The sequence below is a fragment of the Actinoplanes sp. CA-252034 genome, assembly GCF_050956125.1.
Classification (GTDB): Bacteria; Actinomycetota; Actinomycetes; order Mycobacteriales; family Micromonosporaceae; genus Actinoplanes.
The window spans coordinates 3,369,731-3,392,472 of record NZ_CP191846.1 but is presented as its reverse complement, the minus strand read 5'-3'; the positions used below and the strand labels follow the sequence as shown (position 1 = coordinate 3,392,472).

General features: G+C 72.5%; 21 protein-coding genes. 15 read left to right on the top strand and 6 right to left on the bottom strand.

What is annotated here, in order from left to right:
- The first annotated feature begins 7 nt into the window (after positions 1-7).
- From ACQPZW_RS15185 to ACQPZW_RS15170, 4 genes are all read left to right on the top strand, one after another.
- Positions 8-1,456 carry an FAD-linked oxidase C-terminal domain-containing protein gene (locus ACQPZW_RS15185; RefSeq protein ID WP_433795515.1) on the top strand — a complete coding sequence of 483 codons (1,449 nt, stop codon included), beginning with the start codon at positions 8-10 and terminating at the stop codon, positions 1,454-1,456.
- Positions 1,457-1,574: 118 nt separating this feature from the next.
- On the top strand, positions 1,575-2,738 hold the full coding sequence (locus ACQPZW_RS15180) for an FAD-binding oxidoreductase (RefSeq protein ID WP_433795514.1): 1,164 nt from the start codon (positions 1,575-1,577) through the stop codon (positions 2,736-2,738).
- A complete protein-coding gene (locus ACQPZW_RS15175; RefSeq protein ID WP_433795513.1) occupies positions 2,738-4,138 on the top strand; it encodes a (Fe-S)-binding protein in 1,401 nt (466 codons plus the stop codon). Before ACQPZW_RS15180 ends, ACQPZW_RS15175 begins: the two co-directional genes overlap by 1 nt.
- Before the next feature lie 427 nt (positions 4,139-4,565).
- Complete coding sequence (locus ACQPZW_RS15170; RefSeq protein WP_433795512.1) at positions 4,566-5,633, top strand: cellulose binding domain-containing protein; 1,068 nt, start codon at positions 4,566-4,568, stop codon at positions 5,631-5,633.
- A gap of 248 nt (positions 5,634-5,881) precedes the next feature.
- Here the strand turns inward: ACQPZW_RS15170 and ACQPZW_RS15165 are convergent, their stop codons facing one another.
- Both ACQPZW_RS15165 and ACQPZW_RS15160 read right to left on the bottom strand, forming a co-directional pair.
- Positions 5,882-6,634: an alpha/beta fold hydrolase gene (locus tag ACQPZW_RS15165; RefSeq protein ID WP_433795511.1), complete on the bottom strand. Its 753-nt coding sequence runs from the start codon at positions 6,632-6,634 to the stop codon at positions 5,882-5,884.
- Positions 6,627-7,073, bottom strand: a complete 447-nt coding sequence (locus tag ACQPZW_RS15160) for a VOC family protein (RefSeq protein WP_433795510.1) — start codon at positions 7,071-7,073, stop codon at positions 6,627-6,629. Before ACQPZW_RS15160 ends, ACQPZW_RS15165 begins: the two co-directional genes overlap by 8 nt.
- A 129-nt stretch (positions 7,074-7,202) precedes the next feature.
- Here ACQPZW_RS15160 and ACQPZW_RS15155 point away from each other — a divergent pair, with 129 nt between their 5' ends.
- The 6 genes from ACQPZW_RS15155 to ACQPZW_RS15130 all read left to right on the top strand — a co-directional run bounded on the left by ACQPZW_RS15155 (position 7,203) and on the right by ACQPZW_RS15130 (position 12,641).
- On the top strand, positions 7,203-7,760 hold the full coding sequence (locus tag ACQPZW_RS15155; RefSeq protein ID WP_433795509.1) for a DUF1801 domain-containing protein: 558 nt from the start codon (positions 7,203-7,205) through the stop codon (positions 7,758-7,760).
- Between the two features lie 27 nt (positions 7,761-7,787).
- Positions 7,788-8,081 carry a hypothetical protein gene (locus ACQPZW_RS15150; RefSeq protein WP_433795508.1) on the top strand — a complete coding sequence of 98 codons (294 nt, stop codon included), beginning with the start codon at positions 7,788-7,790 and terminating at the stop codon, positions 8,079-8,081.
- Positions 8,074-8,553 (top strand): SsrA-binding protein SmpB, encoded by a 480-nt coding sequence (smpB, locus tag ACQPZW_RS15145; protein ID WP_433795507.1) that lies wholly within the window; start codon positions 8,074-8,076, stop codon positions 8,551-8,553. Before ACQPZW_RS15150 ends, smpB begins: the two co-directional genes overlap by 8 nt.
- A gap of 6 nt (positions 8,554-8,559) precedes the next feature.
- Positions 8,560-9,564, top strand: a complete 1,005-nt coding sequence (locus tag ACQPZW_RS15140) for an LLM class flavin-dependent oxidoreductase (protein WP_433795506.1) — start codon at positions 8,560-8,562, stop codon at positions 9,562-9,564.
- Between the two features lie 219 nt (positions 9,565-9,783).
- Positions 9,784-11,904, top strand: coding sequence for an RNA polymerase recycling motor ATPase HelR (helR, locus tag ACQPZW_RS15135; RefSeq protein WP_433795505.1), 2,121 nt, complete (start codon positions 9,784-9,786; stop codon positions 11,902-11,904).
- An 11-nt stretch (positions 11,905-11,915) separates the two neighbouring features.
- A complete protein-coding gene (locus tag ACQPZW_RS15130; protein WP_433795504.1) occupies positions 11,916-12,641 on the top strand; it encodes an alanyl-tRNA editing protein in 726 nt (241 codons plus the stop codon).
- Between the two features lie 30 nt (positions 12,642-12,671).
- Here ACQPZW_RS15130 and ACQPZW_RS15125 read toward each other — a convergent pair whose 3' ends face one another.
- On the bottom strand, positions 12,672-13,802 hold the full coding sequence (locus tag ACQPZW_RS15125; RefSeq protein WP_433795503.1) for a sugar ABC transporter substrate-binding protein: 1,131 nt from the start codon (positions 13,800-13,802) through the stop codon (positions 12,672-12,674).
- Between the two features lie 305 nt (positions 13,803-14,107).
- Here ACQPZW_RS15125 and ACQPZW_RS15120 point away from each other — a divergent pair, with 305 nt between their 5' ends.
- On the top strand, positions 14,108-14,641 hold the full coding sequence (locus ACQPZW_RS15120; protein WP_433795502.1) for a GNAT family N-acetyltransferase: 534 nt from the start codon (positions 14,108-14,110) through the stop codon (positions 14,639-14,641).
- Here the strand turns inward: ACQPZW_RS15120 and ACQPZW_RS15115 are convergent.
- Entirely contained in the window at positions 14,631-16,058 is a 1,428-nt protein-coding gene (locus tag ACQPZW_RS15115; protein ID WP_433795501.1) for an NAD-dependent succinate-semialdehyde dehydrogenase, read from the bottom strand. The genes ACQPZW_RS15120 and ACQPZW_RS15115 overlap by 11 nt on opposite strands.
- A 132-nt stretch (positions 16,059-16,190) precedes the next feature.
- On the opposite strand from ACQPZW_RS15115, the gene ACQPZW_RS15110 reads away from it, so the two are divergent.
- Genes ACQPZW_RS15110 through ACQPZW_RS15100 form a run of 3 tightly spaced genes read left to right on the top strand, consistent with a single transcriptional unit; the run spans position 16,191 to position 18,698 of the window.
- Positions 16,191-16,346, top strand: coding sequence for a hypothetical protein (locus ACQPZW_RS15110; protein ID WP_433795500.1), 156 nt, complete (start codon positions 16,191-16,193; stop codon positions 16,344-16,346).
- 7 nt (positions 16,347-16,353) lie between these two features.
- Positions 16,354-17,814, top strand: coding sequence for an alpha-amylase family glycosyl hydrolase (locus tag ACQPZW_RS15105; protein WP_433795499.1), 1,461 nt, complete (start codon positions 16,354-16,356; stop codon positions 17,812-17,814).
- A gap of 53 nt (positions 17,815-17,867) precedes the next feature.
- The gene (locus ACQPZW_RS15100; protein ID WP_433795498.1) at positions 17,868-18,698 is read left to right on the top strand and encodes a hypothetical protein; all 831 of its coding nucleotides are present in this window, start codon (positions 17,868-17,870) and stop codon (positions 18,696-18,698) included.
- A 24-nt stretch (positions 18,699-18,722) separates the two neighbouring features.
- On the opposite strand, the gene ACQPZW_RS15095 is transcribed toward ACQPZW_RS15100, so the two are convergent.
- A complete protein-coding gene (locus ACQPZW_RS15095; protein ID WP_433795497.1) occupies positions 18,723-19,175 on the bottom strand; it encodes an NUDIX domain-containing protein in 453 nt (150 codons plus the stop codon).
- Positions 19,176-19,198: 23 nt separating this feature from the next.
- Here ACQPZW_RS15095 and ACQPZW_RS15090 point away from each other — a divergent pair, with 23 nt between their 5' ends.
- A complete protein-coding gene (locus ACQPZW_RS15090) occupies positions 19,199-19,831 on the top strand; it encodes an L-threonylcarbamoyladenylate synthase (protein ID WP_433795496.1) in 633 nt (210 codons plus the stop codon).
- Here ACQPZW_RS15090 and ACQPZW_RS15085 read toward each other — a convergent pair.
- Positions 19,812-22,604, bottom strand: a complete 2,793-nt coding sequence (locus ACQPZW_RS15085; protein WP_433795495.1) for a BTAD domain-containing putative transcriptional regulator — start codon at positions 22,602-22,604, stop codon at positions 19,812-19,814. The two genes, ACQPZW_RS15090 and ACQPZW_RS15085, sit on opposite strands and share 20 nt — an antisense overlap.
- Between the last annotated feature and the right edge of the window lie 138 nt (positions 22,605-22,742).

Sequence of the window (22,742 nt, the reverse complement as noted above, 5' to 3'; positions counted from 1 at the left end):
GGATCCGATGACCCTTTTGTCGCGGCTGCGCTCCGAGCTGGCCCCGGAGCAGCTGATCACCGACCGGCAACGACTGCGGACGTACGAGTGCGACGGTCTCGCCCACTACAAGGTCGTCCCGGCCGTGGTCGTCCTTCCCCGGACCGCCGCGCAGGTCGCCGCCGTGGTCCGCGCCTGTGCCGAGGAACGGGTGCCGTTCGTGGCCCGCGGCTCCGGCACCGGCCTGTCCGGCGGGGCGCTCCCACACGCCGACGGCGTCCTGATCGTCACCTCCCAGCTGCGGTCGATCCTCGAGGTGCGGCCGGAGGACGAGCGGGCCGTGGTCCAGCCCGGCGTCATCAACCTCGACGTGAGCGCCGCGTCGAGAGAGCACGGCTACTACTACGCGCCCGACCCGTCCAGCCAGCAGATCTGCTCGATCGGCGGCAACGTGGCGGAGAACTCCGGTGGCGCGCACTGCCTCAAGTACGGGTTCACCACCAACCACGTCACCGGCCTGCAGGTGGTCACTCCGGACGGTGATCTGGTCCGGCTGGGCGGGGCGGCGCCGGACACTCCGGGGTACGACCTGCTCGGCGCCTTCGTCGGCTCGGAGGGCACCCTGGGCGTCGCCACCGAGGTCACGGTCAAGCTGACCCGGCTGCCGGAGACGGTCCGCACACTGCTGGCGGCGTTCGCGAGCACCGACCAGGCGGGGGCCGCCACCTCGGCGATCATCGCGGCCGGGGTGGTGCCGGCCGCGATCGAGATGATGGACGCGCTCTCGATCGAGGCCGCCGAGTCCGCAGTCCACTGCGGTTATCCGGCCGGCGCGGGCGCGGTCCTCATCGTCGAGCTGGACGGCCCTGCCGCCGAGGTCGCCGCCCAGTTCGACGAGGTCAGCCGGCTGGTCGTGGACAACGGTGCCTTCGAGACCCGGGTCGCCGCCGACGACACCGAGCGTGCGCTGATCTGGCGGGGCCGCAAGTCGGCGTTCGCGGCGGTCGGCCGGATCAGCCCGGACTACATCGTCCAGGACGGGGTGATCCCGCGGACCGCGCTGCCCGAGGTGCTGCGCCGCATCAACGAGGTCGCCGCCGAACACGGCGTCCGGGTCGCCAACGTCTTCCACGCCGGCGACGGAAACCTGCATCCGCTGGTCCTCTTCGACGACGGGGTGCCCGGCGAGGCCGGCCGCGCCGAGACGGTCTCCGGCGCCATCCTCGACCTCTGCATCGAGCACGGCGGCTCGATCACCGGCGAGCACGGCGTCGGCGTCGACAAGGCCCGCTACATGCCGCGGATGTTCACCGACGACGATCTGGACACGATGCAGCTGGTCCGGTGCGCGTTCGACCCGGACGGCATCGCCAACCCGGGCAAGGTCTTCCCCACCCCACGGTTGTGCGGCGAACGGCCGGGCCGCCACCGCGGGGCCCACCCGTTGCAGGAGGCCGGCGTGGCGGAGGTCTTCTGATGCCGCCCCTCGGAGACCGGCGCCTCCCCCCTCCCGGAGACCGGCGCCTCCCCGCCCTCGGAGACCGCCGACTCCCGGCCCTCGGAGACCGGCGCCTCCCGGCCCTCGGAGGTCGACGGTGAGCGCTCTTGACGACCTCGCGGTCGGGGCCGGTGACGACGACGTGGTGGCCGGGGTTCCGGCCCGGCTGGTGGCGGCCCCGGCGACCGCCGAGGAGGCGGCCGCGCTGATCGCCGCGAGCCGCCATCTCACGGTGGTGATCCGCGGCGGCGGCACGAAGATCCAGTACGGGCCACCGCCGCGTGGGCTGGACCTGATCATCGACACCCGGCGGCTGGCCGGGGTCGTCGAGCACGCGGCCGGGGACCTGATCACCGTGGTCCGGGCCGGCACCCCGATGGCCGAGTTGCACGGCCTGCCCGGCCAGCAACTCGCACTGGACGCGCCGCCGGCGGCGACGGCCGGGGGCACGGTCGCGGCGAACGCCTCCGGCCCGCGACGGCTGCGTTACGGCACGGCCCGCGATCTGCTGATCGGCATCACCGTCGTCCGGCCGGACGGCCGGATCACGAGATCCGGTGGCAAGGTGGTCAAGAACGTCGCCGGATACGACCTAGGCAAGCTCTACACCGGATCGCAAGGCACGCTCGGGCTGATCACCGAGTGCGTCTTCCGGTTGCATCCGGTCCCGCTCTTCACCGCTTTCGTACGATCGAACGCGGCGCCCACCCACGCGGCGAACGTCCTGGCCGGCCAGTCCGCAGCAAGCGCTCTGGAGATCAACGCCGCCCCCGGCGCCGCACCGGAGATCGCCGTCCTCCTGGAGGGCACCGAGGCCGGGGTCCGCGACCGTGCGGCAGGGCTGGCCCGGCTGCTCGACGGCGAAGTCACCGACACACCGCCGCCCTGGTGGGACACCCCGCCGTGGCCCGCCGGCGACGCGGCCCTGGCCCTGAAGCTGACCAGCACCCTCTCCGGAGTCCCTGCCGTGGTCGGCGCCGCCGTCGGTGCGGGCCTGACGATCCGCGGATCCGCCGGGACCGGAGTCCTCCACGCCGGCGCACCCGTCCCCGTCGCCGAGGTTCCCGAGGTCGTGGCTCTGATGCGGGCGGCGGCCACAGCGGCCGGTGGGCATGCGGTGGTCCTGAGCGCCCCGGAGGCCGCTCGTGACGCCGTCGACATGTGGGGCCCGGTGCCGGGGCTCGACCTGATGCGCCGGGTGAAGGAACGGTTCGACCCCGATCACCGCTTCGCCCCCGGCCGCTTCGTGGGAGGAATCTGATGTCCGAGGCCACCGGTTCGCATCCGGTCGACGCATCCCATGGCGCCACCCCCACGACGCCGGCCACGACCGACGTGTTGCGGGCCGCGGAGAACGGCACGGCCTTCGACGGCCATCATCCGCCGAGCGCCGACATCGTGTCCGATTGTGTTCACTGTGGCTTCTGCCTGACGACGTGCCCGACCTATGTGCTGTGGGGCGAGGAGATGGACTCGCCGCGCGGCCGGATCCACCTGATCGGGCAGGGGCTCTCCGGTGAGCCGCTGAGCGACTCGATGGTCGGTCACTTCGACAACTGCCTCGGCTGCATGGCGTGCGTGACCGCGTGCCCGTCCGGGGTTCGCTACGACCGGCTGATCGAGGACACCCGCGCCCAGGTCGAGCGCCGCCACCAGCGCGGGGCACGGGACCGGGCACTGCGGGCGGCGATCTTCGCGCTGTTCCCGTACCCACGCCGCCTCCGGCTGCTCCGGGGACCGCTCCGGGCGTACCAGACGATCGGTCTGCAAAGGCTCATGGAACGCACCGGGCTCCTGAAACGTCTCGCGCCCACCCTGGCCACCCTGGACGCCCTCGCGCCGCGGCTGCGCGGCGTGCCGCGCCCGCCGGCCCGCGTCCGGGCCCGTGGCGAGCGGCGCGCGGTCGTCGGCATGCTGACCGGTTGTGTTCAGTCGGCGTTCTTCCCGGACGTCAATGCCGCGACGGTCCGGATCCTGGCCGCCGAGGGCTGCGAGGTGCTGATCCCGCCGGGTCAGGGCTGTTGCGGCGCGCTGAGCGTGCACAACGGCCGCCGGGAGGAGGCGCAGCGGTTCGCCCGGAAGCTGATCGACACGTTCGAGCGCACCGGCATGGACTATTTCGTGGTCAACGCGGCCGGTTGCGGCTCGTCGCTGAAGGAGTACGGCGACCTGCTCGCCGACGACCCCGCCTGGGCCGCGAAGGCCGCCGCGTTCACCGCGAAGGTCCGGGACCTGTCCGAGATCCTGGTCGAGCTCGGCCCGGTCGCCCGCCGCCACCCGCTGCCGATGTCGGTCGCCTACCACGACGCCTGCCATCTGGGGCACGCCCAGGGGGTGCGCGCCCAGCCGCGGGCGCTGCTGGCCGGCATCCCCGAGCTGGAGGTCCGCCCGATCGCCGAGGCAGAGATCTGCTGCGGCTCGGCCGGCGTCTGGAACGTCCTCAACCCGGAGCCGGCCGCCGAGCTCGGTGACCGCAAGGCCCGCGCGGTGCTCGCCACCGGCGCGGAGCTCCTGGTCACCGCCAATCCGGGCTGCCTCATGCAGGTGGCCGCCGCGGTCCGCCGCCGGGACGCGACGATCAGCCTGGCCCACACCGCCCACGTCCTGGACGCCTCGATCCGCAACCTGGGCCCGGAGGCCCTCCTGTCCCGCACCGTCTGAACCCCGCGTGGCCGCCACCGCTGTCTCAGACCTGCCGAGACAGCGACCCCTGTCAGGCGCCGCGCCGTCTCCGGCGTACTGGGGCCGCGAGAGCTACGCCGGAGGATCGGGAACGCGCGGGGAGTCGGGCCCGTAGCCGCCCGGCCTCCCCGCGCTCTCCCGGCGGGCGACCGCCGTGCGGCCGGGGCGCCCCCGCGCCTCCGGCCGCACTCCACCACGGCCGCTCACCCATGCGGCACCCATCCCATTCGCGCCGCACGTCTCGCCCAGCACCAGCGCCTCTCCTGCGCTTTCACTGCCTCTCCGGTGCGCGACGACGAATCGACGGATTGCCGTTCTCCCGGTGCCCATAGATGTGCGTTAATTGGGAGCGCTCCCAGCGTGCTCCGTCCCCGCACGCCCGTCAAGCACATCCCCGGAGGCATCCGTGCAAAGACGAAAATGGACCGTCCTCAGTCTGGTCACCGCCCTGCTGACCCTCGGCGGTTTCGCCGTCGCCACCAGCGCGAGCGCGGCCGCCGGCTGCGCCGTCAAGTACACCGTCAGCAGCCAGTGGCCGGGCGGCTTCGGCGCCGCCGTCGACGTCACCAACCTCGGCGACCCGATCGCCGGCTGGTCGCTGGTGTTCACGTTCTCGCCCGGGCAGACCATCACCCAGCTCTGGAACGGCTCGGTCACCCAGTCCGGGTCCACGGTCACGGTTCGCAACGCCGGCTGGAACGGCTCGCTCGCCACCAACGGCAAGGCGTCGTTCGGCTTCAACGGCTCGTGGACCGGCAGCAACCCGGTCCCCACGACCTTCACCCTCAACGGCGTGACCTGCACAGGAGGTGTCGTGGTCGTGCCCAGCGACGGCAGCGGCCTGCCCAGCCCGTCCTCCAGCGCCGGCGCCGCGACCCGGATCATGGCCCTGGGCGACTCGATCACCGGCTCACCGGGATGCTGGCGCGCCATGCTCTGGCAGCAACTCCCCGCCACCCGGGTCGACTTCGTCGGGACCCTGCCCGGCGACGGCTGCGGCTTCCCCTACGACGGCGAGCACGAGGGCCACGGTGGTTTCCTGGTCACCAACGTGGCGAGCCAGAGCCAGCTCCCCGCCTGGCTCTCCGCGAGCCGCCCCGATGTGGTGCTGATGCACTTCGGCACCAACGACGCGTGGAGCAACATCCCCGCCGCCACGATCCTCAACGCCTACACCACGCTGGTCGGCCAGATGCGCGCGTCCAACCCCAGGATGAAGATCATCGTCGCGCAGATCATCCCGCTGAACCCGTCCACCTGCACCGACTGCGGCCAGCGCGTCGTGACCCTCAACGCCGCCATCCCGGCCTGGGCCGCGTCGCTGAGCACCGCCGCGTCCCCGATCACCGTGGTCGACCAGTGGACCGGCTTCAACACCACCACCGACACGTACGACGGAGTCCACCCCAACGATGCTGGAAACGTGAAGATCGCCGCCCGCTGGCTCCCCGCCGTCCGGGCCGCCATCTCCTGACGAGCCGGCCGCCCGCCCCGGATCCACCACCGGGACGGGCGGCCCCAGCCCGACGACGGCGGCCCCATCCCAGCGACAGCGGACGCGGGCGTCGGCCGACGGCGCAGCCCGGCACTCCCCGCCCCCGCGCTCCCCGCCCCTGGACTCGCCCGCCCCGGCACTCGCCCGGTCGCCCGGGTGCGCACCGCGCTCCGGCGTGCGGCGAGATCACCGATCCGACGGCGCCGCACAGCCGGTCGCTGCCGTGGTCACGGCGATACGGAACGCAGGTGAGCCGCGATGGCGGCCGCCGAGCGGCGCGGTGACGTGGTGAGGACGTTGTGGGCCGCGGACGGGACGGTCACCGACACACCGCCGGCGATCGACGCCGCCCGGGCACGCCAGCGCAGCGGCGCCACCGGGTCGAGGGCGCCGCCGAGGATCAACGGTGGGACCGGCAGGTGGCGCAGGTCGTGCTCGATCGCGTTGCGGACCGAGTGGCCGACGGTCGCGAACACCCGCCACGGTTTGGCGTCGGCGACGTCGCGGGCCAGCACCGCGGCCTGCCATGGCGCCTCCACGGACAGGTCCAGCAGGCAGCGGCGGACCAGGCCGGACCGGGAGCGGGCCGCCGGATCGCTGCTCGGGCTCGCCAGCACCAGGGCGGCCACCAGGTCGGGGCGGACGACGGCGAGGCGGGCGGCCACCTCGGCCCCGAACGAGTGGCCCACCACGGCGACCCGGGACAGGCCGAGCAGATCCAGCCAGGCGGCGACGTGGTCGGCGTGTTCGCGTACCCCGTACGCGTGCCGGGGTTTGCCGCTCTTTCCGAAACCGGGCAGGTCCGGCACCAGGACCGGATGGTGAACGGCCAGAACGCGGGCGACCGGCATCAGGTAGCGATGCGACACGGCCAGCCCGTGCAGGAGCACCACCGGCAGTGCGCCGGCCCGGTCGGCGTGCCTGTCGTGGGTGCGCACCCCACCCACCGTCGTGCGGCGGCTGCGGAACGGGTCAGTCATGTCGTGGCGGCTGGAGTACGCAGAACTCGTTGCCGTCCGGGTCGGCCAGGATGTGCCAGGTCCAGCCGGCTTCGTGGATCGGCTCCGCGGTCACGCGCCGCACGCCGAGTGCCTCCAGCCGGGCGAGCTCGGCATCGAGGTCGGGGACGCGCAGGTCGAGGTGCAGCCGGTTCTTGGTGGTCTTCGGTTCGGGCACGCGCTGGAGCAGCAGCTCGATGCCGTTGCCGTCGGCGGGCAGCAGCTGACGGTACGGTCCGGAGCCCACCGGGCCGGCCCGGTAGCCGAGCACAGCGGCCCAGAACGCCGCGGACCGGTCGAGGTCGGCGCAGTCGAGCACGACCACGAGTGTCACGTCGCCGCGCCCACCGAATCGGGCCGGTCCGGAGGGCCCGCCGGCTCCGGCCGGTCCGGAGGGCGTGCCGTCGGGGTCAGCGGTCAACGGTCGTCTCGCCGAGCTCGGACCAGCCGGACTGGTCGATCGTCTGGCTGATGATCCGCGGGGTGGCGGTCGGGTACGGCGGCAGGTCCCGCCGGGCGTGCAGTCGACCGGCCCGAAATACTGCTCGATGTGCCGGTCGACAGCCTCGGCGAGCTCATGCCGCTGCCCTTGCGCCGCCACGAAACCGTCATGCACGTGCCGGTGCCGCAGCACGCCGTCGCCCTCAGCCATGGACGGGCAGCCTACTCTGGCGTGATGGCGGAGCCGAAGACCACACGCAACGACGCAGACGTGGCCGCATTCCTGGCCGGGGTGGCCGACCCTAGGCGCCGGGCCGACGCCGAGACGGCGTGCGCGCTGATGGCCGAGGCCACCGGCGCCGCACCGGTCATGTGGGGCACGGCGATCATCGGGTTCGGCGCCTACCACTACCGGTACGCGTCCGGCCGGCAGGGCGACTGGCCGGCGGTCGGGCTGTCCCCGCGCAAGCAGGCACTCACCCTGTACGTGTCGGCCGGGTTCGACGGCTACCAGGATCTGCTGGACCGGCTCGGCCCGCACAGCACCGGCAAGTCGTGCCTCTATCTCAAACGACTCGCCGACGTCGACCCCGAAGTCCTTAAATCGCTGGTGGCGAAGGGTTTCCGGCATCTGGACGGTCAGACGCTCACCACCGAACAGCAATAGGTCGAATCGGGCGGCATAATCATCGGCGTGGAGAACTGGGAATTCGCGCGCCTGGAGTACCGCGCGGCGGGCACGCTCGGCGCCGACCGTTTCATGGACTGGACCGCTACGTTCCACCATCCGGGTGGGGTGCTGCGCTGGGGCACCGACGAGCGCTTCGACGACCTGCGGCATCTGAACCGGGCGGGGCAGGCCGGCTGGCAGGCGTACGACCGGGCGGTCATCCACGTCAAGGACGAGCCACACCGGCTGAGCAGCGTCACGTACTCGATGCGCCGGCCGATCCCGGACGACCTCGACGGCGCCGACCCGGATGCCTAGGGAGACCGGCGTCAAGCTGATCGCGTCGAACAAGAAGGCGCGTCACGACTACGCCATCCTCAAGACGTTCGAGGCGGGGCTGGTGCTGGCCGGCACCGAGGTCAAGTCGCTGCGCCTGGGCCGGGCGTCGCTGGTCGACACGTTCGCGCAGGAGCACGAGGGCGAGCTGATGCTCTACGGGCTGCACATCGCGGAGTACGGGTTCGGCTCGTGGACGAACCACGCGCCGCGGCGCACCCGCAAACTGCTCCTGCACAAGGTCGAGATCATCAAGATCCTCAACCAGTTGAAGGACGGGTCGGGGCTCACCCTCGTGCCACTGTCGCTCTACTTCAAGGACGGCTGGGCCAAGATCGAGCTGGGTCTGGCGCGCGGCCTCAAGTCGTACGACAAAAGGCAGGTGCTGGCCGAGCGGGACGCCAAGAAGGAGATCGCCAAGGAGATGGGCCGGCGCCTGAAGGGCCGCCGCTAAGATCCATTGGTGGAATTCGGTCTCGACACCTTCGGTGACGTCAACGGCAAGCCCTACGCGCAGGTCATCCGGGACGTCGTCGAGCAGGGTGTGCTCGCCGACCGGCTCGGCCTCGACTTCTTCGGCGTCGGCGAGCATCACCGCGACGACTATGCGATCTCCTCACCGGAGATCGTCCTGGCGGCGATCGCCGCGAGGACCGAGCGGATCCGGCTGGGCACGGCGGTCACGGTTCTCAGTTCCGATGATCCGGTACGCGTTTTCGAGCGCTTCGCCACACTCGACGCGGTGTCGGCCGGCCGGGCGGAGATCATGCTCGGCCGGGGGTCGTTCACCGAGTCGTTCCCGCTGTTCGGGTACGACCTGACCGACTACGAGCGGTTGTTCGCCGAGAAGCTCGACCTGATGTCGTCGCTGCTCGACGAGGGCCCGGTCACGTGGGAGGGCTCGATCCGGCCGCCGTTGCGCGGCCAGCAGGTCTACCCGAAGACCGAGTCCGGCCGCATCCGCACGTGGATCGGTGTCGGCGGCAGCCCCGAGTCGGTGGTCCGCGCCGCCCAGTACGGTCTGCCCCTGGTCCTGGCGATCATCGGCGGGGCGCCGGCCCGGTTCGCCCCCTACGCCGACCTGTACCGGCGGGCCCTCAAGGAGCTGGACCAGGAGCCGCAGCCGATCGCCGTGCACTGCCCGGGTTTCGTCGCCGCCACCGACCAGGAGGCCGTCGACGTCCTGTGGCCGCACGCCCGCCGCAACCTCGACCGGATCGGCCGGGAGCGGGGCTGGCCGCCGGCGACCCGCGACCGTTTCGAGGCCGACGTCACCGACGGCGCGTGGCACGTCGGCTCCCCGGAGACGGTGGCCCAGAAGATCGCGGCGACGGCACGCGCCCTGGAGATCGACCGTTTCGACCTGAAGTACTCCCACGGCCCCCTCCCGGCCGAGCACCTGACCACGTGCATCGAGCTGTACGCCACCCAGGTCGTCCCCCGGGTCCGCGAACTGCTCGCCTGACCAGCGCCCGGCTGGGTCACGGCCGGGCCGGTCGGTCCTCTACCGCCGCACGGCCCTCGGTGATTCACTGATCGAGGGCGGGCAATAAAAAGGGGCGGATGAGGACTTTGCCTCCCTCCGCCACTTCTAAGCTATAGCACGTGGGGGGTCTTGCCGCAAGACCCCGTACCCGGCGCAGAATCGCTGCTCAAGCACAAACTCTGCGCGAACGGGGACACCGTGACTCTCTCCACCACCAGCGCTTTCGCCCTGTCCGAGCGGCTCGCCGCCAAGGCCGCGCCGGCGCTGATCGCCGCGGACGAGGAGCACTTCGCCGGTATGGCCACGAGCCTGGCCCGGTCGATCGCCGAGCTGTCCGAGCAGCTGGACGCCGAGCGCAGGGCGCCGGCCGGCCGGGGACGGCAGGCGGTGGACCGCGACGACGCGGTCCACCGGCTCAGCTCCCGGCTGCGGGCGCTGCGGCGCTTCAGCCTCGACCTGTGTCTGGGCCGCATGGTGTACGCGAACGGCGACACCGTCTACGTGGGGCGGTTCGGCCTGACCGACGGCGAGGGCCGCCGCCTGCTGGTGGACTGGCGGTCACCGGCGGCCGAGCCGTTCTTCGGCGCCACCCACGCCAACCCGATGGGCCTGGTGTCGCGCCGCCGGTACCGGTGGGCAGACGGCCGGGTCGGCGACTACTGGGACGAGGCGTTCACCGACGACGAGCTGGCCGGGCACGCGGCGGCGCTCGACGACCAGTCGGCGTTCATCGCGAGCCTGGGCGGCAGCCGGTCGCCGCGGATGCGGGACGTGCTCGGCACCATCCAGGCCGACCAGGACGCGATCATCCGGGCCGGGGCGGCGGGGGTGCTGGTCGTCGACGGCGGGCCGGGCACCGGCAAGACGGTCGTGGCGCTGCACCGGACGGCGTACCTGCGCTATTCCGACCCGCGGCTGGCCAAGGGCCGGGGCGGGGTGCTGTTCGTGGGGCCGCACGAGCCCTATCTGGCGTACGTGGCCGACGTGCTGCCCAACCTCGGCGAGGAGGACGTGCAGACCTGCACGCTGCGGGACCTGGTGCCGGAGGGCGCGGCGGCGGCGCCGGAGACCGATCCTGAGGTGACCCGGCTGAAGTCGTCGGCCCGGCTGGTCGCGGCGATGGAGGCCGCCGTGCGGTTCTACGAGGAGCCGCCCACCACGACGCTGACGGTGGAGGACGTCACGGTGACCGCGGCGGACTGGGCGGAGGCGTTCGCCGTGCCGGACCCGGGCACCCCGCACCACGAGGCACGCGATCAGGTGTGGGCCGAGCTGCTGGCCATCCTGGCCGACCGGTCCGAGGCCGGCGAGGCGGAGCTGGCCCGCGACCGGGATCTGCGGGCCGCTTTCGGCCGGGCGTGGCCGGTGCTGCAGCCCGCCGACCTGGTGGCCGACCTGTGGTCGGTGCCGGCTTTCCTGCACAGGTGCGCGCCCTGGCTGAGCGCCGCCGAGATCCGCACGCTGCAGCGGCCGTACCCGCGGGCCTGGACGGTGGAGGACCTGCCCCTGCTGGACGCGGCACGCCGTCTGCTCGGCGACCCGCGGGCGGCCGGTGAGGAGCGCCGCCGGGCCGCCGCGATCGCCGCCGGGCGGGCCGGGATGGACCGGGTCGTCGAGGACCTGATCGCGTCGAACGAGTACGACGACGGCGAAGGCCTGATGACCATGCTGCGCCAGCAGGACCTGCGGGAGGTGCTGGCCGAGGGCGGCGCGCCGCCGGCGGACGGCCACGATCCGCTGGCCGGGCCGTTCGCGCACGTGGTCGTGGACGAGGCTCAGGAGCTGACCGACGCCGAGTGGCGGATGCTGCTGGCACGCTGCCCGTCCCGCAGCTTCACCGTGGTCGGGGACCGTGCTCAGGCCCGGCACGGGTTCGCCGGGTCGTGGGCCGAGCGCCTGGAGCGGGCCGGGCTCGACCGGATCTCGATGGCCTCGCTGACGATCAACTACCGCACCCCGGCGGAGGTGATGGCGGAGGCGGAGCCGGTGATCCGGGCGGTGCTGCCGGACGCCAACGTGCCGACGTCGATCCGGTCCAGTGGCCTTCCGGTGCACCACGGCGCCGTCGCCGAGCTCGACGCGCTCCTGGACTCCTGGCTGGCCGAGCACGCCGAGGGCACCGCTTGCGTGATCGGTCACCGGCCGTTCCGGCGCCGGGACCGGGTCCGCGCGCTGACCCCGGAACTGGCCAAGGGACTGGAGTTCGACCTGGTCGTCCTGATCGACCCCGAGTCGTTCGGCGAGGGCGTCGAAGGCGCGGTCGACCGCTACGTGGCGATGACCCGCACAACGCGCCGGCTGGCGGTTCTGACCGATTAGAGTCCGGAGACGTGACCGAGCGTCTGGACTGGAGCGACCCGACCGTACGTGAATGGGACTGCACCGTGGTGTGGTCCGATCCGGCTGATCCGGAGGCGGGCATCGTGCTCGACCGGTCCGCCTTCTACCCGGGCGGGGGCGGGCAGCCGCCGGACCACGGAGTGCTGCTCTGGGAGGGGGTGCGGACCCGCATCGTCGACACCCGCAAGGGCGACGAGCAGTACCTGATCCCGGCGCCGGGTGATCCGGTGCCGGCGGCCGGGACGACGGTGCGGGGCGCGATCGACGACGAGCGGCGGACCAGTCTGATGCGTACCCACTCGGGGTTGCACATCCTCTGCGGCACGGTGTTCCGTGACTTCGGCGCCCTGGTGACCGGCGGGAACATGCAGCCGGGCGAGGCGCGGATGGACTTCAACCTGCCGGAGGTGCCGCCCGGCTTCAAGCACGCGCTGGAGGACGCGGTGAACGCGGAGATCGGCGCCGATCGCAAGATCGTGGCGCGGGTGCTGCCGCGGGCCGAGGCGCTGGAGATCCCGACGCTGGTCCGGACGCAGGACGCCCTGCCGCCGCTGGACCACCCGGAGATCCGGGTGATCGACATCGTGGGCCTGGACGTGCAGGCCGACGGCGGCACCCACGTGGCGTCGACCGCGCAGGTAGGCCGGGTCGAGGTGGTGAAGGTGGAGAGCAAGGGCCGGCAGAACCGCCGGGTCCGGATCAGGATCGCGGACTGAGGGCGGGCCTGCCGGCCCCGGTGGGTCGCGTTATTCGGTGACGCCGGCGGTCTTGCACGCCTTCTTGAACTTGGCGGTGCACAGCTTGGCGGCGTCCACGTAGCCCGCCTCGACGACCGCCTTGACGTTCGCCTTCGTGATGGCCTGCGGCTCCAGCTTCTTGAACTGGATGTAGAGGCCGGACTGCGGGTCCTTCAGCTTGTCCGGAAGCGCGGGCTTGTCGCCGCCGTACAGCTTGACGGCCAGCTCGGCGGCGGCGTCGGCCTCCAGCTTGCCGTCCTTGAAGATGGTGACGCACTGGTCGCCTGCGAGCACGTTCTGCAGGCCCTCGACCGTCGCGTCCTGACCGGTCACCTGGACCTTGCCGTTGAGGCCCTTCTCGCGGAGCACCTCGATGGCGGCGTTGCCCAGACCGTCGTTGGCGGCGAGCACGCCACCGATGTTCGGGTACTGCTTGATCATCAGCGAGAACATCTCGCGGCCCTTGTCGTCGTCCCAGTCGGGAACGTACTGGTCGGGGCCCTTGCGGAACTCGGTGGTGTCGTACAGCTGGTTCAGCACGCCGTCATACCCGTTCTTGAACAGGGTCGCGTTGTTGTCCGACAGCGAGCCGTTCAAAGTGGCGATCACCGGGTTGGCGACGTTCTTCTCCGCGATGCACTTCTGCAGCTCCTGAGCCTGGAGCTGGCCCACCTTCTCGTTGTCGAAGCTGACGTAGTAGTCGGCGTTGCCGTTGAGGGTGAGCCGGTCGTAGTCGATCACCGGGACGTTGCGCGAGTGCGCGTCGTCGATGACCGCCTTGCCGCTGGCCGCGTCCAGGCTCGCGATGATGAGCACCTTGGCGCCCTTGTCGAGGAGCGTGTCGGCGAGCCGCTTGAACTCCTCCTTGTCACCCTCGGCGTTGACGATCTGCGCCGTGATGCCGGCTTTCTTGAACGCCGCTTGGAGGTATGCCGGGTCGGAGGTGCTCCAGCGTGCGGAGCTCTTGGTGTCGGGCAGGATCACCCCGATGCCGGCGTTGCCGGTGATCTCAGTCCCACCGTTCGACGTCGTCGCGCTGTCGCTACCGGTCTCGCCCGTGTCGCCCCCGTCATCACAGGCCGTGAGGGTAGCCGTCGTCAGCAGGCCGGCGGCGACCAGGGCGAGCAAAGACTTGCGCATGGCGATTGATGTCCTCTCAGGGTGACCCGAGCTGCGGTGGGCGCTGAACGGTCCGCCAAGTATCGGTCAACGCACAACGTGATCATCATCGGGTGGGGGCCGGGGAACAAGATTATTCATCTCCCTGCAGTGACTGCCAACAATCACCGTCTGTGATTGGCTGGTTTCTTTTCCGTTTCGGCCACCGATCTCCGGCCGAACGGGCCCGCCCACCAGCCCGTTCGGCCGCGACGAAACTGATCGGAATCGGCCATCAGGATGATCCTGTCCGCCCAAAACGCGGGGCCCGCCGCAGAATGGGCGCCATGACTCTGACGGTCCGGCTCGCCACCCACGCCGATCTGCCCGCCCTTCGCGAACTGATGGCCGCCTCCATCGCCGCCCTGCAGAAGGATTTCCTCGACGACGCGCAGATCGCCGCCAGCGCCGCGATCATGGGCCTGGACACCCAACTCGTCGAGGACGGCACCTACTTCGCCGTGGTCGAGGACGGTGAGATCCGGGGCTGCGGCGGATGGAGCCGGCGGGCCACCCTCTACGGCGGCGACCACACCGGCGGGCGCGACGCCGCGCTGCTCGACCCGGCACGGGACCCGGCGAAGGTGCGGGCCATGTACACCCACCCGGCACACGCCCGGCGCGGCATCGGACGGATGATCCTGGCCGCCTGCGAGGAGGCGGCCGCGGCCGAGGGCTTCCGGACGTGTGAGCTGATGGGCACCATGTCCGGGCAGCCGCTCTACACCGCGGCCGGCTTCACCGTCGTCGAGCGCCTGCAGGACGACCGGGGCGGCGTGCCGGTCCCGCTCGTCCGGATGCGCAAGACGATCACCAGTTGACGGCGATGTACTTCGACTCCAGGTACTCCAGGAGACCGTCGTGGCCGCCCTCACGGCCGATGCCGCTCTGCTTCACCCCGCCGAACGGGGCCGCCGGATCGCTGACCAGACCACGGTTGATCCCCACCATGCCGGCCTCGACCGCCTCGCTGACCCGCAGGCCGCGGGCCAGGTCACCGGTGTAGACGTACGCCACCAGGCCGTACTCGGTGTCGTTGGCCAGCCGGACCGCCTCCGCCTCGCCGGTGAACGTCACGATCGGCGCGACCGGGCCGAAGATCTCCTGCCGCAGGATCGGCGCGTCGGCCGGCACCCCGGTCAGCACCGTCGGCGGGTAGTAGAACCCCGGGCCCTCCGGCCGGCTGCCACCGGTCACCGCCTCCGCCCCACCGTCCAGAGCGCCCTTGACCAGCTCGTCCACCTTCGCCACGGTGTCCTCGTTGACCAGCGGGCCGACCTGCGTCTTCTCGTCCGTGCCCGGGCCCATCACCAGCGACGACATGCGCTGTGCCAGTCGCCGGGCGAACTCGCCGGCCACCGGCGCCTCGACGAAGAACCGGTTCGCCGCCGTGCACGCCTCGCCGCCGTTGCGCATCTTCGCGATCATCGCCCCGTCCACCGCGGCGTCCAGGTCGGCGTCGGCGAACACCACGAACGGCGCGTTGCCACCGAGCTCCATCGACGTGTTCACCACGTTCTCCGCGGCCTGGGCCAGTAGGATCCGGCCCACCTCGGTCGAGCCGGTGAACGACAGCTTGCGCACCCGGGCGTCGCGCAGCATCGCCGACACCACCTTGCCCGAGCTGCGCGACGGCACCACGTTGACCACACCCTCGGGCACGCCCGCCTCGGCCAGGATCGCGGCCATCGCCAGCGCCGTCAGCGGGGTGTCACTGGCCGGTTTCAGGATCACGGTGCAACCGGCGGCCAGCGCGGGGCCGATCTTGCGGGTGGCCATCGCGGCCGGGAAGTTCCACGGCGTCACCAGCACACACACGCCGACCGGCTGCCGGACGACCAGGATCCGGTTCGCTCCGGACGGGGCGGTCGCGATCGCACCGTCGCCGCGGACGGCCTCCTCGGCGAACCAGCGGAAGAACTCGGCAGCGTACGTCACCTCGCCCTTCGCGTCGGTGAGGGCCTTGCCGTTCTCCAGGCTGATCAGTCTCGCCAGGTCCGCGGCGCGCGCGGTCATCAGCTCGAACGCCTTGCGGAGCACCTCCGACCGTACCCTCGGAGGGGTCGACGCCCACCCCGGGCCCGCCGCGGCCGCCGCCTCGACCGCGGCGATCGCGTCGGCCTCGCCGCCGTCGGCGACCGAGGCGATCGTGTCACCAGTCGCCGGGTCGAGCACGTCGAACCGGCCGCCCGACGACGCGGGCACCCACTTCCCGGCGATGAAAAGGTCGGTCTCCACAACGGCTCCTTCACGTTCTCGGCTCTGCCACACCCACCCTGCCACGCATCCGCCGTCACCGACGGCTGTGGGAAGGCTGAGCATCCGGGCCGGACGGGTGTGACAGGTCGTCCCGCTGGGCACACTGGATGCATGGCTACCATCACGCAGCGCATCCAGGCCTTCCTCACCAGCCCCCGCGGCCGGCAGCTCGCCGACCAGGGCCGCCGCCAGCTCGCCAAGCCGGAGAACCAGCAGCGGCTGCGCAACCTGTTCGCCCGCTTCCAGAACCGGTCGCCCCGCCGCTGACCCGAGCGTGTGGTGGCGCGACGGCGTCGTCTACCAGGTCTATCCGCGATCGTTCGCGGACGCCTCCGGGGACGGCGTCGGCGATCTGGCGGGCCTGACGGCCCGACTCGGGCACATCGCCGGCCTGGGCGCCGACGCGATCTGGCTGACACCGTTCCAGCGCTCGCCGCAGGCCGATCACGGGTACGACGTCAGCGACTACACCGACGTCGACCCGCTCTTCGGTGACCTGGCGGCCTTCGACGCCCTGATCACCCGCGCCCACCGGATCGGGCTGCGGGTGATCGTCGACCTGGTGCCCAACCACTGCTCCGACCGGCATCCGCTGTTTCGGGCGGCGCTGGCCGGCGACCCGTCAGCCCGCGCCCGCTTCCACTTCGCCGACGTCCCCAACAACTGGCGGAGTGTGTTCGGCGGCCCCGCCTGGACACAGGTCGCCGACGGCTCCTGGTACCTCCATCTGTACGCGCCGGAGCAGCCCGACTGGAATTGGCGCGACCCGCGTACCGCCCCGTTCTTCGACGAGGTGATCCGGTTCTGGCTGGACCGCGGCGTCGACGGCCTGCGCATCGACGTCGCGCACGGCCTGTTCAAGGCGGCCGGCCTGCCGTCGCTGCCGCCCGGCACGCTCGGAGAGCCGGGCCGCCTCCGCGGCAACCCACACGCCTGCGACCAGCCCGAGACGGTCCAGGTCTACCGTCGATGGCGCAAGATCATTGAGGGGTACGATCCCCCACGCGCCCTGATCGGCGAGGTCAACCTCGACCCGCACCGGGCCGCCCGATATGTCGGCGGCGACCGGCTGCACCAGGCGTTCGCCTTCGAGTTCCTGGTCGCCCCGTGGAGCGCCGCCGCCTGGCACGACACCGCCGCCCGTCTGCTCGAGCACCGCCCGGTGACCTGGGTCGTCGAGAACCACGACGTGGTACGCACCGCGACCCGTTACGGCAACCCGGCCCGCGCCCGCGCCGCCCTGCTCACGGTCCTCGGACTGCCCGGCGCCGCCTACCTCTACCAGGGTCAGGAGTACACCCTGCCGGAGGCCGACGTGCCCGCCGACGCCCGCCAGGACCCGGCCTGGCGGCGCTCCGGTCTCTCCCGCGACGGCTGCCGGGTCCCGCTGCCGTGGCCGGACGGCTTCTCCCCGCCAGGCTCGGCGCCACCGTGGCTGCCGGTCCCACCCGGCTGGGCCGGCCACCTCGCATCGCCGGCCCTGCCGCTGACCCGCGCGGCGATCGCCCTGCGCCGCCGTCTGTCCCTCTCCCCCGACGACCCGGTCACGCTGACCGTCGACCACGACGACCGGCTGGTCGCCGAGCGCCCGGCGCTCACCCTGACGGTCGCGATGGGAACCACACCGGTCCCGCTGCCACCGGGAGAGGTGCTGCTGTCCAGCGGCTCCCTGCTAGCCGACGGCCGGCTCCCGCCCGACACCGCCGCCTGGCTGCTCCCGCCGGGCCGTCCCTGATCCGGTCCGTCATGTGACGACCGGGCGGGGGCAGGGTGGGTAGGGTGTCGGCCGTGGCTGTTCTCATCGATGTCGCGGCGTTCCGCAGTTCCGTTCCGGCCGAGGTCGCCGTGGCGGCCGAGCGGCTGCTCGGCAGTGGCGACGTGGGCGATCTCGAGCCGGTGGGCGGCGGGGCGCGGGCCGTGGTGACCGACGACGGGGTCCGGTTCGAGCCATGGGTGGGTGTCGTCGACCGGGAGTTCACCGGTGACTGCGACTGTCCGGCCCCACCGGGCGACGACGGCCTCTGCGCCCATGCGGTCGCGGTGGCGCTGGCCGCGTTCGAGGACGGCATCCGGTTCTCCGCTTCCGGGGTGCCGCACGGCGACGACGGCGACGAAGAACCGGGACGTGCCGACTTCCAGCGGGCGGCCGCGTCCCTCGGGCCACGGCAGCTGACCGAGCTGGTGGTGGTTCAGGCGATGCGGGACCGGCTGTTCGCGACCCGGCTGCTGGGCCGGGCCGGCATGCTCGGCGAGCCGTCGCTGACCGGTCTGGAGGACGCCGTCCGGGAGGCGTCGAACGTGACCGGCGGCAACCGGTGGGAGATCGCCGACGTGGAGAGCGCGGGCCTGCGCCTGGTCGCCGAGACCGAGAGCGTGATCGCGGGGACCCCCACTCCGGAGTTGCTCGACCTGGTCGAGAGGGCGATCGTGGTGTGGGACGAGCTCGCCGGATTCCTCATCGACGCCTGGGAGGTGCGCCGCACCGAGCCCGAGGAGGTCAGCGAGCCGCTGATCGACGCGCACCGGGCCCTCTGCGAACGCCTCGGACTCGACGAGGGCGAGATGGAGGACCGGATCGCCCGCCTGGCCGGCCGCTGCGACTTCGTCATGGACGCCTGACGCAACGGCCGCGGCCGGCGACGGTCAGGACCAGGAGCGAAACTCCGCGAGCAGCTCGGGCAGGGTGGGCGGCTCCAGACGGTCGGGCAGCGTGGGCAGGTCGGCCGGGGCGACCCACGCGTGGGTGAGCAGCTCGCTCTGCTCGTACGGAAGCAGGCCCTCCCGGACCACCGTCGGCCGTGACGTGGGGAACGACGCCGTGAAGAACTGCTCCGGCCCCACGAAGTGGGTGCCCTTCCAGACCGTGTCGCGCGGCACCTCCCGGTAGCGCTCGCCGATCGCCGCGGGGTCGAGGCCGGTCTCCTCGGCGAGCTCGCGCCGGGCCGCCTGCAGTGGGGTCTCGCCGGGGTCGATGCCGCCGCCGGGCGGCTCCCACAGGCGGTCGCCGGAGACCGGATCCTCCCAGTGCATCAGTAGGATGCGGCTGTCGGCGTCGAAACAGATCACCCGGACCGCCGGGCGGTGAACACTCCCCATCTCCGAAGCCTAAGCTGTCGGGAGTGGCCAAGTACTTCGACGTGCACCCGGACAACCCGCAGGCGCGCAGCATCAATCAGATCGTCGAGCTGATCCGCTCCGACGGCCTGGTCGCGTACCCGACCGACTCGTGTTTCGCGCTCGGGTGCCGGATGGGCAGCAAGGACGCGCTGGACCGGATCCGGGCGATCCGTCATCTCGACGACCGGCACCACTTCACCCTGATGTGTCACGACTTCGCGCAGCTCGGTCAGTTCGTGACGATCAACAACGCGCTGTTCCGGGCGGTGAAGGCCTCGACGCCGGGGCCTTACACGTTCATCCTCCCGGCGACCAAGGAGGTGCCGCGGCGCCTGCTCCACCCCAAGAAGAAGACGGTGGGGGTCCGCATCACCGCGCACACCACCGCCCAGGCGATCCTGGCCGAGCTCGGTGAGCCGCTGGTCTCCTCGACGCTGCTGCTGCCGGGCGAGGCCGAGCCGATGACGCAGGGCTGGGAGATCAAGGAGACCCTGGACCACGCGATCGACGCGGTGATCGACTCCGGGGACTGCGGGACCGAGCCGACCACCGTGATCGACCTGTCCGACGGCGAGCCGGAGATCCTGCGCGTCGGCGCCGGCGACCCGGGCCGGTTCAGTTCAGACGCAATTTGACGCGCAGCCCGGCCGCGCCGGGATGGTCGAGCCGTTCCAGCAGGGTGAGGGCCTGCCGCCACTGGGCGACGGCGGCCGCGGTGTCACCGGCCGCGGCATGGGCGTCGCCGAGGTGGTCACGGATGTCGGCCTCGTTGGCGAGGTCCCCGGCCGACCGGTAGAGGTCGAGCGACCGCTGGTAGGCCCGCACAGCCTTCTCGTGGTCGCCGAGATGGTGGTGCGCCCAGCCGATGCTGTCCCAGGTGGCGGCCTGCCCGTGCCGGTCGCCGAGCTCGTCGTGCAGGGCGAGCGCCTCCCGGCAGTAGCGCAGAGTCAGGTCGTGGTGGCCGTCGCGGCCCAGTGACCAGCCGAGGGCGCTGAGGGCGCGGGCCTCGCCGACCACGTCGCCGGCCGACCGGTAGAGGGGGCGGGCCTGGCGGACAAGCTCCTGGCAGTCGGCGTTGCGGCCCTGCTGGTCACGCATCCAGGCGATGCCGAACAGGATGTTGGCGAGGCCGCCCGGGTCGTCGAGCCGTTCGTAGAGACGGACCGCCTCGGCGTAGTGGGGTTCGGCCTCGTCGTACCGGCCGACCTGCACGTAGCCGCGGGCGAGGGACTGGTGGGCTCTCGCTTCGGCGCGGGCCTCACCCCGGCGGCGGGCGGCGGTGACGGCGATGCGCTCGGCGGCGGCCCAGTCGTCCCAGTGGCCCTGCCGGTCCAGGAAGTCGTCCAGCGCCCACGGCAGCTGCCAGCCGTAGTCGTCCAGGTCGGCGGCCTGGCGCAGCGCCGCCATCAGGCAGGCGTGCTCGGCGTCGAACCAGCGCAGGGCCTCGGCCTCGCCGGTCAGCGGCTCGGGGCGGACTCCGGGCGCGGGCGGGCGGATCGTCAGCGGCCGCCGTTTGCTGTCCAGGTTGAGCGCGGCGGTACGGGCGGTGTGCAGCAGGTGGTCCATGAGGCGGCGCACCGCCGGGCCGCGTTCGCTCTCGGTGAGGAGATCGGCGGCGTACGCCCGGAGCAGGTCGTGCATCACGTAGCGGCCGGGCCGGTGCTCGCTGAGAAGGCTGGCCCGGACCAGCTCACCGATCGTCTCGCCGACCCGGCCGGCCGCGTCGCCCAGCCGGTCCGCGTCGCCCGGCGGGACCGGCCCGTCCTCGGCGGCGAGGGAGATCGCTGCTGCGGCGGAGATGTCCGGGCCCGGGTGGGCGCCGAGCAGCCGGAACAGCCGGGCGGCGGCCGGGCTCAGTGATCGGTAGGACCAGGAGAACACGGTCCGCGGGTCGGTCTCGTCGTCGTCGCCGAGGCCGTCGAGGCGGGAGGCGGCGAGCTCGGCGGCCAGGTCGCCGAGCGTCTCGCCGGACCGGATGGCGGCCCGCGCGGCCAGCGTGACCAGTGCGAGCGGCAGACCGGCGGTGGCGGCGACCAGGGTGGCCACGGTGCACGGCTCGGCGGCGAGGCGGGTCGCGCCGACCCGGCCGGCGAGCAGCTCACCGGCTGCGCCCGGGTCGAGGGCGTCGAGCGGCACCGGGACCGCCCCGTGCGAGGCGATCAGACCGGTGAGCCGGTCACGGCTGGTGACGACGGCGACGGCCGTCCCGGCGCCGGGCAGCAGCGGGCGCACGTGGGCGGCGTCGCGGACGTTGTCGAGCACGAGCAGCAGCCGCCGGCCGGCGAGCAGGCCACGCAGCAGACCGGTGCGGGCGTCGAGGCCGGGCGGGACGGGCCGGCCGGGGTCGAGGACGGCGATCAGGTTGCGGGCCGCCTCGTCGGCGCTCATCACGTCGTCGCTGCGGTCGAAGCCGCGCAGGTTGAGGTAGAGCTGCCCGTCCGGGAACCGGTGCCGGGCCCGGTGGCCCCAGTGCACGGCGAGGGCGGTCTTGCCGACACCGGGCGGGCCGGTGACGACGGCGACGCGGCGGTCGGCGGCCAGCGCCCGGTCGAGCTCACCGAGCTCGGCCCGGCGGCCGGTGAACGCGATGGCGTCGGCGGGCAGTTGCGACAGCTCACCGGCGCGGCGGGCGGGCGCCTCACCGGCTCGCCGGGCGGACACCGCCGCGGACGGCGGGTCGCCGCGCAGGATCCGGGTGTGCAGGGCGGCCAGTTCGGGTCCGGGTTCGCTGCCCAACCGGTCGGCGATGGCATCCCTGGTGCGCGCGAACGCCTCCAGCGCCTGTGCCGGCCGCCCGGCCGCGACCAGGGCCGACATCTGCACCGCGACGAGGCCCTCGACGGTGGGGTGCTCGGCCGCGAGCGGGGCCAGCCGTTCGGCGGTCTCCTCGGCCCGGCCCAGGCGCAGGGAGCTGCGCCCGAGGCGGGTGAGCACGTCGAGCCGTTCGCGGGCGAGAGCGTCACGGACCCGGGCCGCCCAGTCGCCGGGCACCCCGGCGAGAGCCTCGTCGCCCCAGCCGTCGAGGGCGTCGAGCAGCAGCCGCCCGGCGTGCTCGTCGTCGCCGGCCTCCTCGGCGGCGCGGGCCTCGAAGACCTGGCGGCGGGCACGGTGCAGGTCGACGAGGTCGGGCTCGCAGTCGATCAGGTAGCCGCCGGCGGCGAACCGGAGGCTGCCGGCACCGAGGACGGGGTCGAGGATGCGGCGCAGACGGGTGGCGTACGGCGCGAGCGGGGTGGCCGACCGTGGTGGCGAGTCACCCCAGACCCGGTCGATCAGGGTGCCGGCCGGCACCACCTGGCGCGGAGTGAGCAACAGGGCGGCGAGCAGGCAGCGCTGTTTTCCGGGGCCGAGGTCGACGTCCTGACCCTGATACGACAACTGCATAGGGCCCAGCAGTCGCCAGTGCATGATCGGTTGTTCCCCCGGTCGCTCCCCGCTACGAGATTAGAACAATTGCCGACATGCAATCGATTTGCAAACGGGGATCGGCACCATGGTCCGGCGTCCACGGGCCACGGGGGGTCGTGGGCGCTCAGCCATGTCCAT